The 819-nt window shown below is 43.6% G+C and carries 1 protein-coding gene; it reads left to right on the top strand.

Annotation, left to right across the window (positions count from 1 at the left end):
- Positions 1–108: 108 nt before the first annotated feature.
- On the top strand, positions 109–819 hold a 711-nt coding region (locus R7Z50_RS26345), incomplete at its 3' end, for a TIGR01212 family radical SAM protein (RefSeq protein WP_318149594.1).

Raw genomic sequence — 819 nt, 5'->3', positions numbered from 1 at the left:
TGGGCGTTGTTTGAATTGAGTAATATTGTTTGTTTTTTCTTGCAGGGATGTAATTTAGTTACATAAATCGTAGTGAGATTTATTACGGTTTACTATTGGTGAGAATCTATGCAGTTACATGAGTTGGTCAATACACTAGGCCAAGATCTTCAGCGTCGTTACGGCGAAAAAGTCCATAAGCTGACTTTACATGGTGGCTTTAGTTGCCCAAACCGCGACGGCACGATTGGCCGAGGTGGTTGTACATTTTGTAATGTGGCTTCGTTTGCTGACGAAGAAGTGCAGATCAAAAGCATCCACGATCAATTGAAAGATCGTGCTGGAGAGATCCATCGAGCGAAGAAGTATCTGGCTTATTTTCAGGCGTACACCAGTACCTATGCAGAAGTACAAGTACTGAAAAATATGTATGAAGAAGCACTTAAAGCTGCTGATATTGTGGGTTTGTGTGTGGGAACTCGCCCAGACTGTGTGCCTGACTCGGTATTGGATTTGCTGTCAGATTATGTAAACCAAGGTTATGAAATTTGGCTCGAGCTAGGTCTTCAAACTGCAAATAACGATACGCTCAAACGCATCAACCGCGGACATGATTTTGAATGTTATGCGGAGATCACTCAGCGAGCTCGAGCCTTAGGGATCAAAGTTTGTACTCATTTGATTGTTGGATTACCGAAAGAAACCCGCGACGATAATATTGAAACGCTGCAAAAAGTGTTGGCCGTGGGCACTGATGGCATCAAGTTACATGGCCTGCATATTGTGGAAGGCAGTACGATGGCGAAAGCTTGGAGAGCTGGTAGATTAGAAGCTCCTGAA

This window comes from Vibrio sp. 1249-1 (assembly GCF_033340495.1).
Note: the sequence above shows the minus strand (reverse complement) of the source record. Positions and strands in the feature narration are given on the sequence as shown.